General features: G+C 43.6%; 13 protein-coding genes. All 13 read right to left on the reverse strand.

Features of this window, described 5'->3' with window-relative positions; all coding sequences use genetic code 11:
- A partial coding sequence (locus BACCELL_RS23245; protein WP_007214573.1) for a nucleotidyl transferase AbiEii/AbiGii toxin family protein occupies window positions 1–732 on the reverse strand: 732 nt, incomplete at its 3' end.
- Window positions 710–1,705: a type IV toxin-antitoxin system AbiEi family antitoxin gene (locus tag BACCELL_RS23250; protein WP_007214574.1), complete on the reverse strand. Its 996-nt coding sequence runs from the start codon at window positions 1,703–1,705 to the stop codon at window positions 710–712. The genes BACCELL_RS23250 and BACCELL_RS23245, both read right to left, overlap by 23 nt.
- A gap of 112 nt (window positions 1,706–1,817) precedes the next feature.
- Window positions 1,818–2,477, reverse strand: a complete 660-nt coding sequence (locus BACCELL_RS23255) for a DUF2490 domain-containing protein (RefSeq protein WP_007214575.1) — start codon at window positions 2,475–2,477, stop codon at window positions 1,818–1,820.
- 99 nt (window positions 2,478–2,576) lie between these two features.
- Window positions 2,577–3,875: a glycoside hydrolase family 88/105 protein gene (locus BACCELL_RS23260; RefSeq protein ID WP_007214576.1), complete on the reverse strand. Its 1,299-nt coding sequence runs from the start codon at window positions 3,873–3,875 to the stop codon at window positions 2,577–2,579.
- Window positions 3,872–5,266, reverse strand: coding sequence for a polysaccharide lyase domain-containing protein (locus tag BACCELL_RS23265; protein ID WP_007214577.1), 1,395 nt, complete (start codon window positions 5,264–5,266; stop codon window positions 3,872–3,874). The genes BACCELL_RS23260 and BACCELL_RS23265 overlap by 4 nt, the downstream gene beginning before the upstream one ends.
- Window positions 5,267–5,390: 124 nt before the next feature.
- Entirely contained in the window at window positions 5,391–7,115 is a 1,725-nt protein-coding gene (locus tag BACCELL_RS23270) for a fibronectin type III domain-containing protein (protein ID WP_157133944.1), read from the reverse strand.
- Between the two features lie 10 nt (window positions 7,116–7,125).
- Entirely contained in the window at window positions 7,126–9,126 is a 2,001-nt protein-coding gene (locus tag BACCELL_RS23275; RefSeq protein ID WP_007214579.1) for a RagB/SusD family nutrient uptake outer membrane protein, read from the reverse strand.
- A gap of 17 nt (window positions 9,127–9,143) precedes the next feature.
- Window positions 9,144–12,662 carry a TonB-dependent receptor gene (locus BACCELL_RS23280; RefSeq protein WP_085961947.1) on the reverse strand — a complete coding sequence of 1,173 codons (3,519 nt, stop codon included), beginning with the start codon at window positions 12,660–12,662 and terminating at the stop codon, window positions 9,144–9,146.
- Window positions 12,663–12,934: 272 nt separating this feature from the next.
- Window positions 12,935–13,915 carry a FecR family protein gene (locus BACCELL_RS23285; protein WP_007214581.1) on the reverse strand — a complete coding sequence of 327 codons (981 nt, stop codon included), beginning with the start codon at window positions 13,913–13,915 and terminating at the stop codon, window positions 12,935–12,937.
- 96 nt (window positions 13,916–14,011) lie between these two features.
- Window positions 14,012–14,614: an RNA polymerase sigma-70 factor gene (locus BACCELL_RS23290; protein ID WP_007214582.1), complete on the reverse strand. Its 603-nt coding sequence runs from the start codon at window positions 14,612–14,614 to the stop codon at window positions 14,012–14,014.
- 126 nt (window positions 14,615–14,740) lie between these two features.
- Window positions 14,741–15,400, reverse strand: coding sequence for a chloramphenicol acetyltransferase (locus BACCELL_RS23295; RefSeq protein WP_007214583.1), 660 nt, complete (start codon window positions 15,398–15,400; stop codon window positions 14,741–14,743).
- A 59-nt stretch (window positions 15,401–15,459) separates the two neighbouring features.
- Window positions 15,460–17,517, reverse strand: a complete 2,058-nt coding sequence (locus tag BACCELL_RS23300; protein ID WP_007214584.1) for a protein-disulfide reductase DsbD family protein — start codon at window positions 17,515–17,517, stop codon at window positions 15,460–15,462.
- Window positions 17,518–17,538: 21 nt separating this feature from the next.
- On the reverse strand, window positions 17,539–17,755 hold a 217-nt coding region (locus BACCELL_RS23305; protein ID WP_007214585.1), incomplete at its 5' end, for a Dabb family protein.

Raw genomic sequence — 17,755 nt, forward strand, 5'->3', positions numbered from 1 at the left:
TTCATGCTCCAATATGTTATGATAATACTCTAATTGTACAGGAGTGAGAATAGACACGATATCATACCCCAACCAGAGGGCACCAGCTACAGACAAATCAAAATCATCCATATCATAAACTTCCTGATGATAATTGATTTCAATGTAATGTTCCTGGCAAGCATCAAAATAATTTTCAATGATATACCATAGATCCTCACCATCTTTGCTTGTTTCCAGGTTACGTTCTATCCATGCATTCAATTTCAAAAGAAACAAACCCGGTAAAGAAACAACCCGTATATCAAATTCACCGTCCACCCTGACTATCATGAAATCTTTCAAGGCTTCATCAAAACCCTGAACTGACATTTTAAATTCTTCTTCAGGCGGCCAATAAATGCACTTATCTTCTTTTGCAACTTCGCCAAATGGGATAATATCTATCTCATATACTTTCTTATAATAAAAGCGTTGCTTTTGACTCAAAGACTTCTCAAAACCATCCATCTGCGCAATACCGTTTGAGATTTCCTCAAACTTTTGCCAATCGGCTATAGCTATAGCAATATCCAAATCTTGCGTATGTCTGACAGATCTCTGTTGCAACAGCTTCTGCATAATGATGTCACGAGCTGTTGCCCCTATCACATAAAAAGGAAGCTTCTCTTTTTCGAAATATCGGCTAAGTTTTTCTAACAACTCTTTTATTAAGAGATTATCAAACTCATCACTGGAGATATTGTAATTCATTATTATAAATTCTTTGAGCAGCTTCAATATTCCGGCTGTTGCCGCTTCCCATTAAATCTGCATAAATTAGTAATGCCGGAGTGACCAGACTTTGCTCAACACTACTCCAGAACTTCTTATAAACGAAAACTTCACCCTCATCATCCGGTCTAAGGCCTGCTTTTACCCAATCGCCCATAGTACCGCCATAAAGGGTAAATAACTCAGGATACAGATAACCATCAACCAAGTTAGCGGCAGGTTCTCCCCCCCAATATATGTCAAATGGCAATTTTAAATCAGCCCAATTCTTATGAAGCTCTGCATCTTTGAAAGTCATTCTCCTTATTAGCTGTTTAGGCTTCAAAATTTCATTGTAAGCAACCACCCAGCGTTCCAATAGCTCCTGCTTATTCTTTAAGAATTTCCCTTTGTTCGTCTTCAACAAATATCCTGATTCTAAAAGCTCGTTCATTATAACAGTTATTGAACCCAAGGAAACATTGGTAGATAGTTGCATCTGCCGATAAGACAGATTTAGCCAATCCGGCTCTAACAAGATACGAAATATGATTCTTATTCCGGCTTCCTGAAACAAACGACTTCTATTGGCAGATGTTGCCTGAAACTTAGGAGGTACTTTTCTTCCTTCAATATGCATTAGCAAATCACCGACCTTAATCCTACAGTTTCCTACACTATCTAAACAGTTAATTCCCTGATGGGCAAATTCATCCATCAAAAGAGGATAAATGTTTTGTGCTACAAGCAAAATCGGCTTATCTGTGTTTTCTTGCCATGTCCTCAACTTCATTTGTATGCTACCGAAATTACTTCTCGTAACCGTCTTTTTAACTTCACATAGAAATTCATAACCTCTGATACACAACATCCAGTCAAATTCCGGAATCGGACTTGCTTTTACATAAACATTGCTTCGACCTACTATTTCAACAAGTTTATTTTCAACTTCATGAATCAGTTCTTTTTCCATTTCAGTAGCATCTTTTGTTCACTAATAAAGCCTGTTCACAAACAATGAACATACAAATATAGTGAACGCATCGCATACCTACAAATAAATGAGTAAAAAGAAAGAGTATGAATCAGAATCGGTAAATCAACTCCCACCCCAGAATATGCCTGTCCAGATTACTCTCGTGCTGGTAGCAATAGAAAACGTCTGCCGACCAAGAGGACGACAGTTTAGCTTCCACCCCACCGCGGGCACGGAAGCGGGAGGCATGAAACCATTCATCTTTGCCCAGACCGTGATATTGCTCTAAAGAGACATACGGTGACCATGTAGTTACCTTATAAGCAGCTTTCAGGCGGGTGCGGAGACGGAATTCATCCGCTCCGCGTCCGTCGAAAGTATGCTGGAAACGCTCGCGCAGGGTGAACGTCCATTGTCGTTTTTTAAGAGTAAAAGAGACACCTGCATGGTAACGGTGCCGGGATTTCCAGCCGTCTTCACCACGGTTGCGGTAGTGGTATTCGTAACCGCCCTCAGCTTTTAGAAATGGAAGAAGAAGAACGGAAGTACCTACGCCGAAACCCCAACGGTCTATCTCATCCAGTGCATCACGGGTACGCATCTCGACATCTCCGTAAAGTTCCACTTTGGAGGATACATCGTGCCGGGCTTTCATCTTGTTCCAGGTCACGAAATCGCTGTCCTGTGCCTGCAAAGGAGGCAGACAGAAGCCAAGCAGTCCTACACATAAAATGACGAATCCCCGTAATACAGAATATTTCTTTAGCATATTATCCTCAAAGGTTTACTTCAACTTATTTTCTTAGAAAATGCAAAGCTAAAGAAAGATTCTGTAATAAATCTGTAATACTCCTGTAATATCAAGAAATCACTTGATTTTATCGTATTGCTGTTCGGCCTTGATTTCCGTATACTTAGGTGCGTCAATCATTTCCACCAATGCCCTCAGCACCGGGCCTTCTCCCATCGGATCATTCTTCCACTGGGGACGGTTATAATAGAATGACAAAGCAGGCATTATGCCCGTACCTGCACAGATAGCCGTTACATCACCTTTCGGAGTAATCTTGGTGAGCATGCCTTTCAACCCTTCCCATGCCACATAGATATAGTCGGGATGCAGCCACCCTTGTTTCACCCCTCTGGCAATGCCGAAGACGAACATGGCGGTTCCCGTGATTTCTTCATAGGAATCTTCCTTATCCAGAAGCTGATGCCACAATCCGTTCGCACCCTGATAACGAATCAGTCCGTCCGCCTGCATACGGAAGTTCCGAATGACATCTTCACGCATCGGATGGTCGGCGGGCATTCGTGCCAGCAAATCGGCAGTAGCCATGAAAACCCATCCGTTTGCCCTGGACCAATGGGCAACGCCATGCGCCTTGTTATCCGTGTGATAGCAATGATAGTACAGTCCTTTTTCGGGGCACCACAGGTAGCGGGTATAGTTCAGTATCTGATTGGCTGCATCATCAAAGTATTTAGCATCACCTGTCGCCTCTCCCATCCTGACGAGAAAAGAAAGGGCCATAAAGGCATCATCGGCCCAAATGGTATTGACATGCGGCCATAACCGGGCAATAGTGCCATCGGCAAGACGAGGTTCGGACACCATCAGGTGATGATCAGTCTGGTCGATATACTTCTGGAAAGCCTGTTCCGGATGACGGCGGTTGAGCACAATCAGACTGGCGCCCATAGGGCCATTATCATCCAGACGTTTATTCCGGTAAATCATGTGCCAATTCACATGGTTCACGGCTTTCCAACCTTCCTGCTCCAATGTTTGGTCATACAGGCGATGGAAGTAGTCCTGGTTTGCATCGTCGAAAATGAAATTCATATTCTTCAGAACATAGTTCTCGTACTTCGAAGTACCCAATTTATCTCCCAACTCCATCAGGGCTATGTTGGTGACTCCGTTTGTGTAATGCCAATCCAGGTATTTACTTTGTACTTTCACATTCTTATTTAAAGGTACGTTTTTGAGCGATGTGTAGGTCTTGCCACTTTTCTTATCTACAAAATCATAGGTTGTTGACTTCAGAATGCGGTCGGCAATCATCACAGCAGTTTCTCTGGCTTTCTCATTGGTCTGCGCAATCAATGAAGTGCTGCACAGCAGGGCGAATGAGAAGATCAAATAAGTATATATCTTTTTCATTTGTTTATCAGGAATATGTAGTTTTCAATATTAGTATATCCGTTGGAAGCTATCTTCATAGCGTCGGACGGATCATTTTTATCAAGTCCATATGTATCTTCAAAGTCGTCGGGCATACCATCATTATCCGTATCCAGTGGTTTGGTCCCCGACTTTATTTCACCGGGGCCTTGTGTAGGCAGGTCCATCTCTGTGAGAATAATTCCTCCCTTCTTACCCAATGAAGTTAATTCTTCAACAAGATAGCTATCTACCTGATCACGGGCGGGTAATGAGGCTCCTCCATGCTGCACGATCCATTCGTAAGCATCCCGAGCGGTCATCAAACCTTCGACAGTAGGATGCACATCCGACGGTTTATCCAGAAAAGTAGGAGTTATCACGACTTCAGTGCCAGACTCTTGTTTCCGTTTCGTACAATCTTCACGGGTCAGTTCGCGACCATTCAACACTCCATCCTTATTTTCATCATAATAGTTGCCGGATAAATGGGCACGGAAATGTTTGTTATAGCGCGTGAAGGGAGCAGTGGCTCCCAGCGTTTTCCCATCATAATTTAAAGTAGCACCCACTATGAAATAGTTATTCCGGATATCGGCTTCGGAAGTCTGTTCCGTATCACCCATGATATAAGCACCGCCATTACCCCAGTTGTAAACGACGTTGTTTACAAACTGATTCAGGCCTTTCACTTTCGGATTACGGGTTTTGTTGTCGATATACAGGTTACGGTATAAAGTCACTCCATTTTCAGCCGTAGTCTGGATAAGTCCACCGCAAGAATGTGGTTGCAGGCCTTGCCCTATAAAGGAGTTCTGGATAGTTATATTCCGGGGCTGATCGCCCGGTTTCTTCGGATCTCCATTGATGGAAAAACATTCATCACGTCCCCAGGTGACCGACATGTGATCAAAAATCATATTCGCTCCGTAAGCGACACCGGCGGCATCTTTACCGTCTTTCCCGTTCACTCCCATCCGTATGCGCAGATAGCGGCAAATGACATTGTCGGCCCCGGAAAAAGAAACATGATTTCCATAAACGACAATTCCGTCACCGGGAGCCGTTTGTGCAGCAATAGTCAGATTCCTGGAAAAAGCAAGCGGGGATTGCAGGCGAATGATTCCCGCAACATCAAAAACAACGATTCTTCCGGGTTTACTCACCGCATCACGCAAAGAGCCTTTTCCCGAGTCGGCAAGCGTAGTGACGTGATAGACCTCGCCATGTCTTCCGCCTACCGCATTGCGCCCGTACCCTTCTGCTCCCGGAAAAGCAAGTACTGCTCCATAATCAGGGAAAGGAACAGACGGACCGGAAACCTCCTCTTTTTCATCACAGGCCAACAGAACCCATGCCAGAAGAAGTATTCCAATTGTAGCATATCTCATTATTCTAATCTCCTATTTTAATAGTGTATAGTCAATAGGCGGCCCGTATGAACGAATCAAAATCCGTCCATACTAAGCACAGCCCTCTTACAGAATCTTACACTTTCTGTTTTTTATCAATAAGTTAGTATTCGGAAACCGTTATCCAGCGCGGGTCACCATATTCCTGGGTATAAACCGTAGACCCGGTATTGATAATCGTAAAGTCACCATCCTTAGCATTCCTGAAAAATGAAGAATCCGACATACCCAAATCTATCAACGTCAGTCCAGTATCGGCTGCCTGCTCAAAGTCTGTGGTGCAATAATTATTCTTTCCCGTCAGATTGACTTGTCCCGGAACCAGAGCCTTTCCTGCACTATATCCAAAGACACAGGCATTAACGGATAGAGGCAATGCCACAGACAGTTTAGAGAAATTGCCAATTGCCGTATACGACGACTTGCTTGTAGCCCAATTATAGAATGTACAATTCGAGATAGAAACCTTAGCGTTAGCTGAAACCGGCACATCGGCGGTAAGCACTCCAAAGACACCCGGTGAGATATAAAATTCATAGAAGGTGGAGTTCGTTACAGAAACATCATTCCAGATGTTGGAACCTTTATTGATGGCATGTATGAATCCGAATTGCTTCGTTACATATTTGGTGTCATTGATTCCGGTAACCAGACAATTATCAATCCGGATATGATTGATGGTCGTCATACCTTCGCTGGCATCGTTCATCATCAGAACGGTAGAAGGCAGGACAATATCGGAGTTACAGATTTCAAAACGGTCTATCGTGATATCAGTTCCGGCATCGTGCTTGCCGATATTCAACAAGCGTGTTTTGCTGCCGCCACTTCCTCCGGACACGATTGGCTCTTTGACATTCACATTCTCAACAATAAAATAGTTGATTTCAGGAATATTATTCACTTCCGGTTTAATGATGAAGCCACCTTTACGTATATAAAGTGTAGGGCGATCTCCGGGATTAGCCAAGAATGCAATGCTTTTCGTCAGTTTGATGTCACCGGTGCTACTTTCGGGAAGTCCGTCTGCCGACAGATAATAATCAACCCCGTTTTTCAATTGAAAGATCAAACTTGATTGGCTGTCATCAGCCATCCCCTCTTTTATCTTCGATAGTAAATCAACACCATCCGTCACCAGAACGGCACCGGAAGGCATACCGGCTGTTGTGAATTTCTGCCGGTTGTACTTTTCCGCACCTTCGGGAGCTTTACTATTGGTCAATGCAACATAGTAGGATGTACGGGGAGCCAATCCTGAAATTACATACTTACCTGAAGCTATTTCCGATCCGGACAAGTCAAAATGCTTTTCATCCGTTCCATTTTCCTGTTGCCAGATGGAAACACCGTCCACAGGATTCTGGTCAGAGACTCTCCATTCTATCACAGCCGAATTCTCCGTTATCTGGTGTTCATCCAATGCATAAAGTACCTTGGGTATGATACGCGTCAAAGTGGTGATAAGAGAAGAATATTCCGTCCAGTTTGAAATGATATCCAGACTCTCATTATTCGCTCTTACCCGTGCATAATAACCTGTTTCATAACGCAAATCTGTAAAAGTGCATTTACCGTTGTTTACGGTCTGCGTTGCAGCGGGTTCCGACTGAAAAGCTTGGTCACGCGAAAGCTCCACCGTATAAGAGGTCGCTTCTCCGGATGTTCTCCAGGCAAGGGTAATCGAATTACCTTCCGCAAAACAGGAGGAGGCTATGAAGGAAGGTCTGAACAGGCGGGGCAGCTCTTCCGCATCATCCTTGCATGAAGTAATATTCAATAGACAAAATGCCAATACAGGTATCAAATATATCAATAACTTTTTCATACTCTCTTTTTTAATATCCATAATAATTCTTCAACAGTCCCTGATGGCTTGACAATGCATCGGGAGGTATAGGTACCAGATAGCGGACCGGATCGGTTTCCGGATTCACTGTTGCGGCATTCGATTCATTGATATAGCCGTAAAAGGAAAACAAGACAGCAGGAGCAGGAACCCATTGACGCGGATTCGAGGTATTCTTGACCTGCGTGCAATATTGATTACACATATTGATAAGTGTATATCCCGTAGGTGCCTTTGAAGGATAGGATTCAAAAGCCTCATCATAAGAGTTCTTGCCTCCTTCTTTATACCAGTCTATGGTCTGCGATACACATACGGCAGCCGGATTCACGGCATCGACCATTTTGTAATAAGCAACTGCCGGATAAGATTCAAAACGTTCATCATAAGTAGGTTCCTCAAATGCAGTGGTCGTATTCTCATATTGCTTGGTACGGGCAACTTTTCCTAACGTAATCCAATCAAAATACAAGTTATAGAGGGTCTTTCCATACAGATTCCAACGCGCCAGATCATATCTTCTATGCTTTTCACCCCCAAACTCCCATGCGCGCTCTTTAACGATTGCATCAAAGAAATCTTCTTTTGAAGTAAGTTTATCGACATAGGTGTCTACCATTTCCGGCTGATCTTCCGCCGCGAAAGCACGGTTGCGGACTTTCTTCAGAGCCTCTTTGGCTTGGGGTGTAGGACCATTATGATTCTCATTGGCAGCTTCGGCATACATAAGTAGTATGTCTGCATACCGCATATAAGTGTAATTGATTCCGGTACCTTTATTGGAAGTACTGCCCAGAGGAGTTGCCATAAACAGGCGGTTCCATTTTCCGCAATAAACCGTAAGGGCGGCTATCGGTTTCTGAACTATATTAGTCATTCCTGAATTTTCATAGCGAAACATCTCGCACGTAAGATCGCGGCGCAAGTCCTTATTATCAAACGACAGCATATAGGTAAGTGCCAGTTTGGAACCTCCCGAAGAATATCCATGCGGAGCATTAGATGCATTCTGTCCCTCTGAATTCTTTTGCGAAACGATGTATGTCCCCCAGGAATATCCCAACTCTCCGGAGCCTCCTACCTTTGCCGGTACATCGAAGATATTATCATCATTCACCGGAACAATCCAACTACATTCGTCCACCCAAACCTGACGGAATGAGCGATTCAGCGAGTGTTTGCCTTCATTAATCACTTTACCTGCATATTTCTCGGCTATCTCATAATATTTCTGCCAGTCATCATTGCGCTGCATTGAACCGATAGCGGCAGGGTTCGAGTAATCCGGACGCAGAGTCCATCCTCCTCTATACAATGCCATACGGGCAATCAATCCCTGGCAAAACTCTCTTGATGCCGCTTCCACTCCCCTGTCCGATTCTTCCGCATACCACATGACCGGTTCAACTTCAATCAGGTCATTGATCATATCTGTCAATATGATGTCACGGTCAGTTGCACCGATAAACAGTTCATCCTTGTTTCCTGCCGGTTTCCGTCTGTAAGGAACGTCTCCCCAATTCCTCACCAACTCCAGATAGTACATGGCACGCAGAACTTTCGCCTCACCATAATAATGCATTAACCGCGAAGGCTTGGTTTTATCAGCAGCCTCAAACAGAGGACTTTGTTCGATACCTTCTATCACGTCATTCGTCCTGTTCACTCCATCATACATCCCTGTCCAGATGCTGCCGTACGAACTGATGTCACCTGCACTCGGTTCGAAAGCACTCTCTTTCAGATTGGACGACGTAGTGACCGTAGTAAACTCCACATCTGTATTAAACAGCATTTTCTGGGCCAGGTTGCCTACCCATCCCTTACCACTGACCATCGGTACGTACATGCCATTGACGGCAGTTGCAATCTCTGATTCACTGGTAAATATATAATCTTTATCAAAAGTGGAAGGCGAATTTACATTCAGATAATCTTCACAAGATGTAAGTATCATCAATATGATAACTGGAATATAAAATTTTCTCATGGTTCAATTCTATAGTATTAAAAATTCAAATTCATTCCAAGCGTATAAACACGACTGCGAGGAGTCACATTATTATCTATACCCGGCGTCAAACCTTTCTGTATATTCACTTCCGGATCATATCCGCTATATCCCGTCAAAGTGAACAGGTTACTACCGGAGAAGTACAGACGCAGACTCTTGACTCCCAGGCGGCTCAACCAGCGTTGCGGAAATGTATATCCCACAGTCAGCGTACTCAGACGCAGGAATGAACCGTCTTCAATCAAATCGCTCATTGTGATACCCTGTGTAACGGACATCCAGGAATAAGTGGCAGCATTCTGATTTAATGCGGCCAATGCAACCGGATCACTGGAGACATTGACACCGGCATCATCCACATAGCGGAAACGGCGTGCCAAATTCATATTGGTAGACAGATTGGAATAGTTGCGACGAACAGCCGAATTCAAATAAAGTTTATTGACGTTGAATACATCAAAATCGCACATATAATTAAAGAACGCGGTAAAATCCAAGTTCTTCCAACTGCCGGAAAGGCCAAAACCACCAGTTACCTTCGGATTCGTATTTCCAATGACCGTCATATCTTCTTCCGTTATCAGGTCTGAGTCGGAATCAGACAGTTTCTTGAACTTCATTGCTCCCGGTTTAAAGCTAAAGTTACCTGAGCTGAATGAAGAATTATCCGGAACTCCCGGTTTCAAAGTCCACTTCTTCGTCGTTTCATCAAAATTAAAATCGTCAACCGTATAAAAACCATCATTCACAAAACCATAGATGAGTCCCATACTTTTACCCACTTCCATTTTATAATTGTAGGTTCCATACCAGTTGGACAAGGAAGCTTTTGTTTTCCATTCCGTCTCACCGGAAGAAAGCTTATCGACTTTGTTCTTATTAAAGGCCACATTGAAACTGGCAGACAAATTAAAGTTCTTTGTCTGGACGATTTTACCGTTCAATGAAAGCTCAACTCCTCTATTGGAAGTCCGGCCTACATTTGTCATCTGTCGCGAGTAACCTGATGAATTAGGAATGATTGACGGCACCAGCAAATCTTTAGTTGTATTCCAGTATACATCGACTGTACCGGTTAAACGGTTTTTGAAGATACCGAAATCCAAACCAAGATTTCGTGTAATGGTAGTCTCCCATCTCAAATCCGGATCATACAAGTAAGTCTGGTCGGCAAACTGATAGTAATTATATTCTTCATTATTGAAACCGGGAGCACTTGATCCGCTATACACACGATAGATGTTATGCCACAAATCATCACTGATACGGTTGTTACCAGCCAACCCATAACTTGCTCTCAGTTTCAGTTCTGAAATAAACCTGACCGATTTCATCCATTTCTCTTTGGAAAGTCTCCAAGCTATGGAACCGGCAGGAAACACACCCCATTGCTTACCGGGTGCAAACTTCGTCGAGCCGTCTGCACGAAATGTAAAAGTGGCATAGTAAAGGCTTTTGTAATCGTACAAGCCACGGCCAAAGAAAGAGGCTGTTCTGTCCGGAGCAGCTTTATAACTGGTGCTCTGGTGTGGAGTGCCCAATGCAAAGTTTTCAAGAGCCGCTTCTGCCGTAATGGAAACCGGGAAATAACGTGCACTCATAAAAGTATTGTTATTCTGCGAATGGTTTATTTCCTGTCCAAGCATCAGGTTTACATTATGAATTTTGCGGAACAAGTTGCGATAGGTCAGCGTATTTGCCAGTCGGTACGACTCTTTATGTGTTTTAGTACGCTTAGCCGAAGGCATATTATTCATTCCCGCAGCAGACGCTGTGCTGGATAAAGCTCCATAAAACTGATCATCATTCGAGTCCGTTGTGCTGATGCCATATTCGGAGCGGAATTGCATTCCTTTAAACATATCCCACACCAAAGCTGCTTTGAGGCTGATTGCAGTTTCTTCCCTTTTTCTATAGTTCTGCTTATTTTCCTCCAACGGGGTGTATCTCTGATTTAAGGAATTACCATCTTCATCCAGATTTTCATCATCATCATCCGGATCAAGGGATGCGCCGGAAGTTAGTCCGTTTGTGGGACGGAAACGAAGAGCCGTGACAATGTTGGTTCCCGATGTACCTGCTCCGTCAATGGTACGGGTGCGATATGTGGCATTTGTCTCCAGTTTCAGGTTCCTGAACAGTTCATGGTTCAGCTTCAGAATAATATTGTTACGTGACAGACCGGAACCTATCAGCTGTCCTTCATCTTTATTACGGTTATAACTTAGATTAAATTTCGTCTTTTCACTACCGCCGCTGATAGTCAGATTATAGTATTGTGAAATCGGATTGCCTCCCAGCACTTCATCCTGCCAGTCGGTAGAGTCCGTATATTTGTATAAGTCAATATCGTCATAATAGCCAAAATTCTTAATAAAAGTATCAGCCGATCCTTTACGTATCATCTGATACTCGTACTCCGCCATCACAAATTCATAGTTGTTCATTACCGGTAACTTCCCTGCCAGTGTACGTGTCTGTACATAGCTATTGAACTGAACCGAGGTCTTACCCATCTTCGGGTTCTTCGTGGTTACGATGACTACACCATTCGCACCTCTGGCACCGTAAACAGCAGTCATAGAAGCCTCTTTCAAGACATCAATAGACTCGATGTCCGTAGGCGGAATACCACTCAAATCGTCAACCGGAAAGCCGTCGACCAGGAATAACGGTGAATTGTCCTGAGTGATTGATCCTCCACCACGTACACGAATACTGATTTCAGCATCCAATGCACCATCTGTTGTAGTGATCTGTACACCTGCCATCTTTCCCGCCAAGGCATCGGCCACGGAAGCAGAGGCTACTTTAGAGATAGATTCCGAGGAAACAGACGCAATAGATCCCGTCACATCACTACGGCGAATATTGCCATATCCCAAGACTACAACCTCATCCAATAATTCGCTGTTTTCTTTTAATGTAATTTTTGCCAGTTCCTTACTGCCGGACTTTAGTTCAACAGTCTGGTAACCGATATAGGAAATTAAGATAGTAGCACCATCAGGAACATCGTTCAACGTGTAATTTCCATCAAGATTAGTGGTTACACCATTAGTAGTGCCTTTCACCATTACAGTAGCACCGATTACCGACTCACCGGTTTCATCTACCACTGTTCCCTTTATAGTTCTTGTTTTCGACTTCGGGACATCATTCCCGATTTTTTGTTTGCCTACAGATATTGTATTATTATCCCTATTGAAAAACAAATTGGTTTGCTCCGTAATCTTGTCCAGAACAGTCTGTAGGGGACTATTCTTTACTTTGATAGATATGCGCGGAGCAGTGTTCACAACATTTTGATCATAAAAGAATTTCAAGCCTGTCTGCTTGCCCAACTGAACAAAAACATTCTCTACAGTTTCATTCTGAACGTTCAACGTTACAGTTTTTTCCTTCTGAGCTTGCGCCTGATCAGGCATCAATGACAAGCATACGAATAGTAAAAAAGCTAAAAACGAATGTATATTTCTACTTTTCCTTTTGGAATTAGGAAGATTATTCATTTATTTGTGCGTTTTAGTAATTGATAAAATTAATTAGAACAAAGGAGTAATTCGCGATACATGATTCACGCGGGTCGAAACGAATGAATACCTGTTCGCATTACGAGATAGGGGCTTCTCTGTGAGACAGCTCCTATTTTTCTTAGAGGAGACGCTAAGTGGGTGCTTTCATATTCTATATTCTCTTTTAATTAAAGGTTAAACATATTAATACTCACATATATTATAACACACATCCGTTTACCAGCCGGACGTATATCCATGCTTTTCTGCTACTTGAATAAGAAGATATGATTTCCTTCTTTTCTATACCGGATGCCACTGGTATATTCCATTGATTGGAGTACCGCCTCCAAACTTTTATTTTCATGTTCTCCGGAAATCAGGTTGTTGAACTCCTGTCCTTCCGCAAACGTAATGCGACAATTATACATGCGTTCAAGCTCTTTAGCCACATCGCGCACCGGAGTGCTGCTAAAACGTAATCCACCTTTGCGCCATACGGCAACATCACGTTCTTCGCGCCGTTTGCTGTATTCACCGGAAAGTGTATTGATCAACACTTGTTCCTTAGCCTGCAAACGCATCATCGCTTCAGGCAGATCCACCTGTACTTTGCCACTTTCCACATCTACAGAAACAACTTCATCCGAAGAATAAGCTTTCACATCAAAGCAAGTTCCCAGAACCCTTACATCAAAACGGGCGGTCCTGACAATAAAAGGTTGCTTTTCGTTTCGTTGAACCTGAAAATAAGCTTCGCCTTCCAGTTCTATCTGCCGTTCATCTTCTACAAAACTACTCGGATAGCGAACACGGGAACAGGAATTTAAGATCAGCTGTGTTCCATCCGGCAACCGGATTTGTCTGGATTCACCATAAGAGGTAGAGGCTTCCAAATAAGAAACCTGCCGTTTATCCATATAACCCAGTAGATTGATTCCCCCGAAAATGAGCAGTACAACAGCAGAAGCACTTGCCACCGTCAGGACTATCCGCCGAAACCAGGTGCGTTTCTTATGTTCGATGCGTTTCAGTAACCGACTGGCTTCTTCCTTATATTTTTCACGTTCCATGCCGGTGGTGAGCTCTTCCATAGCGGCTTCTTTCCAGACATCTGTTGCTAGTTCATCCAGCATTGGGGCATGAATATCATCTTTCAGTCGGGATAATAATCCACGGGCCTCTTCCTGGGTGTACATATCATCCAGATAACGGCGCATTATAGATTTGTCTGTTACATCATTCTTCATTGTGCGGGCTCTTTTAGTATAAAGGTCATGAAAACTTTTCCTTTACATAGAGTAATACACAGTAAAGGAAAACATCTAGGGTATGATTAACATTTATTATGTATTAAGGCAAATCAGCAGCAATAGCAAATCCACATATTCACTGCCTGAATACTTAATGAGATAGGTACGAATCAACTTAAGGGAGGTAGATATATGTTCCTGAACGGTGTTGATGGAGATGCCCAACTTATCTGCAATCTCTTTATGAGAGAGCTGGGCTTCACGACTCATCTCGAAAATCTCACGCTGGCGGGGAGTCAGCTGCTGCAAGGCATGGGAAATGAGGGATTTCAAATCATTCAGCATTACTTCACGTTTGGTATCTTCCGTGTAGTCCAATGCCTGTGAAAGAATACTCTCCTTTAGTTTTTCCTCATTAGCAGCATTGCGCAACTGGTTCAGTATCCGGTTGCGCATAATGGTGTAGAGATAGGAAGAAAAGGAAGCATCGGGATTAATGAAACGGCGGCTTTGCCAAACTACAGTGAAAGCATCCTGAAAAACATCTTCTGCATACTCCCGCGATTTAAGGAAACGCATTGCAAAGTATATCAGACGGTTTTTATAAGTGGCATACAATTCACAAAAGGCGTCCTCATCCCCCTCTATCAAGCGGAGAATGAGTGAACGTTCTTCTGAGAAATTATCTGCACACATATAGCAATCTTTAGCTTTTTCGGGAAACAAAAGTTTAATAGATGCTGCAAACGTATGTAAAATCCGGGAAATAAAAAAGGGAAAAGATAAAATAAGAAGAAAGCATAGCTTACTTATTCTATCAATTTATTCCCGTGAAATTCGTTTCAGGTGTTCTTCTATCTTTTGAAAAAATGATGCCAGATGCGAACCATCTACAAAGGCATGATTTACATAAATAGATAAAGGAAATACCAGACGCCCCTCGCGGGTTACCGCTTTACCGGAAGTCATCAAAGGGTAACTGCAACCATTGCCGGCTTCGGCCAGCGTATAGGTGGTGGCAGTGAAATACATTTTGGGGACAGCGCTTAAATGCACTACATCATAATCTCCCTGTTTTGCCAACTCCTCTTCGGCACCATAAGGATTGCCATCTTCGGGGATATTGGTTATCAACTCATACGCTTCGGCATAAAAGCGTTTGAAATCTTCGTGGTAAGGAATCCGAACCGTATAAAAGGTCTTTCCTGGAACAGCTATCGGAGAAATGATATCCACTTCATCATGAAAAATAACTTGTCCGTTCTTGTCGGTACGATAACGGAGTTCCGGAACTTCATTCGCTGAACGTACTACAGCATACAGATAATAAAGAAAAAAGGAATGGCCCGAGGCTCTCGCTGCGGCACTGGCTTCGGTACAATCAATCTCTGTGGTAATGGAATACCAGGAATTTACAAAGCCCCGGAAGAAATTGTAATTATCCCGGCGCTCCCATGTCTCGATGTCTACAATATGTCTCATAAAGTTATTGATTAATGAAAAATGCCCGGTCGCATGATATCAGCCGGGCATTCGTTCGTTTATTTTCCTTTCTTATAGTTTTCCAATCCTGTTTGCAAGAACTCGATATACTTAGGAATGTCCTCGTCATACGAATAAGATTTATTCAAAGGGCGACCTTCATTATCTATCAGCACATAGAAGGGCTGTGCATTGGCACCGAATTTAACGCGTTGGAGATAACTCCACTTATCGCCTACTGTACGCAATGTACGTTCCCGGCCGTTTTCTGTCACTTTAACAGGTGAGGTCAACGGGGTTTTATTATCTACATAAAGTGTAATAAGTACGTAATCGTTGTTGATAATGTCACTTACCTTGGAGTCTGTCCATACGGCAAGCTCCATCTTACGGCAGTTTACACAACCATACCCGGTGAAGTCGAGCATTACAGGTTTGCCATGCTGACGGGCATATTCCATACCCAGATCGTAATCATCGAACTTGGCATGCACTTCATTATTATAGAGATTGAAGTCCTGAGTCTGCATAGGCGGTGCAAAAGCACTGACCGCCTTCAACGGAGCCCCCCACAAACCGGGAACCATATATACGGCAAATGCCAGTGAGAAAAGTGCCATAAAGAAGCGGCCCACTCCCACTTTCGTATCGTCATCATCATGCGGGAACTTGATCTTGCCCAACAGGTAGAAGCCCAGTAAAGCAAACAGAACAATCCACAATGCCAGGAACGTTTCACGGTCGAGGATGCGCCAGCCATAAGCCAAGTCGGCTACAGAGAGGAACTTCAGAGCGAAAGCCAGTTCCAGGAAACCGAGGGTAACCTTTATGACATTCATCCAACCGCCTGATTTCGGCATAGACTTCAGCCAGGACGGGAACAGAGCGAACAACGTGAACGGCAATGCCAAAGCAATAGCAAAACCAAGCATACCGATAGCCGGAGCTACCACGCTACCCGTTGTAGATACCTGTACCAGCAAGAAACCGATAATAGGACCTGTACAAGAGAAAGATACCAGTGAAAGCGTGAATGCCATCAGGAAGATACTGAGCAAACCGCTTGTTGCTTCCGCTTTACTATCTACTGCATTGCTCCATTTAGAGGGCAGCGTCAGTTCGAAAGCTCCGAAGAAGGAAGCTGCAAACACCACCAGCATCAAACAGAAAAGGATATTGAACACAGCATTCGTGGAAAGTGCATTCAGCGCACTGGCACCAAAGATCAACGTAATGGCCAAACCTAAAGTTACGTAAATCACCACGATGGAAGCGCCATACGTCCAGGCATCACGAATACCTTTCTTTTTATCTTTGGAACGTTTCAGGAAGAAACTTACTGTCATAGGGATAATAGGCCACACACAAGGGGTAAACAATGCCAGCAGTCCACCGAGGAAACCGGTGATAAAGATATAGAACCATGACATATCTTCCTGTGAGGTGGTTTCACCATAAGATTGCAGATCATTGATGACAGGTTTCCACAAGTCAATATTACCTGCCACATTTATATCCGTCGGACCATCTGCACCACCTATGATGCCAGTAGAAGCTGTGTCCGCAGGTGTTACAGTTTGAGAAACAGGTTGGGTTTCCGGTTTCGTGTCCTCTGCCGGAGCTGTTACCTTTTCAGCTGGAGTTGCAGCGGCTGCACCTTTAGCGGCTTCCGCTTTACCTGAAAAATTAAATTCTACCTGCGTAGGAGGCAAACAGTTTTCATCATTACAAGCACCGAATTCCAGAAAACCTTCAATCTTATAATCTCCTCCTGTGAGCTTCAGCTTCTGAACAAATTGTGCCGTAGACTCAAAATAGCGTACGTTCATCTCGAACAACTTATCATAAGAAGCTATTTCTTTTCCTTTCGGCTGCAACTTTCCTACAACTGTAGCACCGGAAATCTTCTCTACATTGAAGGTAGCCGAGATAGGGCCACCGTCACCCAGGTCGGTAGAATATACATGCCAACCCTTGTCGATAGTAGCGGTAAATACAATTTCCGCCTCTCCCGCTGCAAGCGTCTTCAGTTCCGACTTAAACTTGACGGGCTCCTGTATCTGCGCTTGTGCCACGACAGCAATCAGCAACAGACAAATGGATAGTATTTTTCTCATCCTTTAATCTATAATTTATTATTAAATCTCGTAGTCAACACAAGCGCGATTCTCCTTTACATCAGCAATCAGCTTGCCTGCTGCCACATGCTCGGGATGAGTAGCATAAAATTTCACGTCGTCCAGCGTATCAAATTCGCTGTAGAGGGCAATGCTCCAAGTTTCGCCGGGATTCATATTGAGTCCAACTTCTATCTTACGTATAACAGATATTTTAGCTGGTAAAGCCTCGATAGCG

The sequence above is a fragment of the Bacteroides cellulosilyticus DSM 14838 genome, from assembly GCF_000158035.1.
GTDB lineage: Bacteria > Bacteroidota > Bacteroidia > Bacteroidales > Bacteroidaceae > Bacteroides > Bacteroides cellulosilyticus.

Coding starts and splice junctions, on each gene's coding strand:
- BACCELL_RS23295 (WP_007214583.1), bottom strand. CDS start 15,400: ATGAGACATATTGTAGACATCGAGACATGGGAGCGCCGGGATAATTAC.
- BACCELL_RS23300 (WP_007214584.1), bottom strand. CDS start 17,517: ATGAGAAAAATACTATCCATTTGTCTGTTGCTGATTGCTGTCGTGGCA.
- BACCELL_RS23280 (WP_085961947.1), bottom strand. CDS start 12,662: ATGAATAATCTTCCTAATTCCAAAAGGAAAAGTAGAAATATACATTCG.
- BACCELL_RS23270 (WP_157133944.1), bottom strand. CDS start 7,115: ATGAAAAAGTTATTGATATATTTGATACCTGTATTGGCATTTTGTCTA.
- BACCELL_RS23250 (WP_007214574.1), bottom strand. CDS start 1,705: ATGGAAAAAGAACTGATTCATGAAGTTGAAAATAAACTTGTTGAAATA.
- BACCELL_RS23265 (WP_007214577.1), bottom strand. CDS start 5,266: ATGAGATATGCTACAATTGGAATACTTCTTCTGGCATGGGTTCTGTTG.
- BACCELL_RS23275 (WP_007214579.1), bottom strand. CDS start 9,126: ATGAGAAAATTTTATATTCCAGTTATCATATTGATGATACTTACATCT.
- BACCELL_RS23255 (WP_007214575.1), bottom strand. CDS start 2,477: ATGCTAAAGAAATATTCTGTATTACGGGGATTCGTCATTTTATGTGTA.
- BACCELL_RS23260 (WP_007214576.1), bottom strand. CDS start 3,875: ATGAAAAAGATATATACTTATTTGATCTTCTCATTCGCCCTGCTGTGC.
- BACCELL_RS23285 (WP_007214581.1), bottom strand. CDS start 13,915: ATGAAGAATGATGTAACAGACAAATCTATAATGCGCCGTTATCTGGAT.
- BACCELL_RS23290 (WP_007214582.1), bottom strand. CDS start 14,614: ATGTGTGCAGATAATTTCTCAGAAGAACGTTCACTCATTCTCCGCTTG.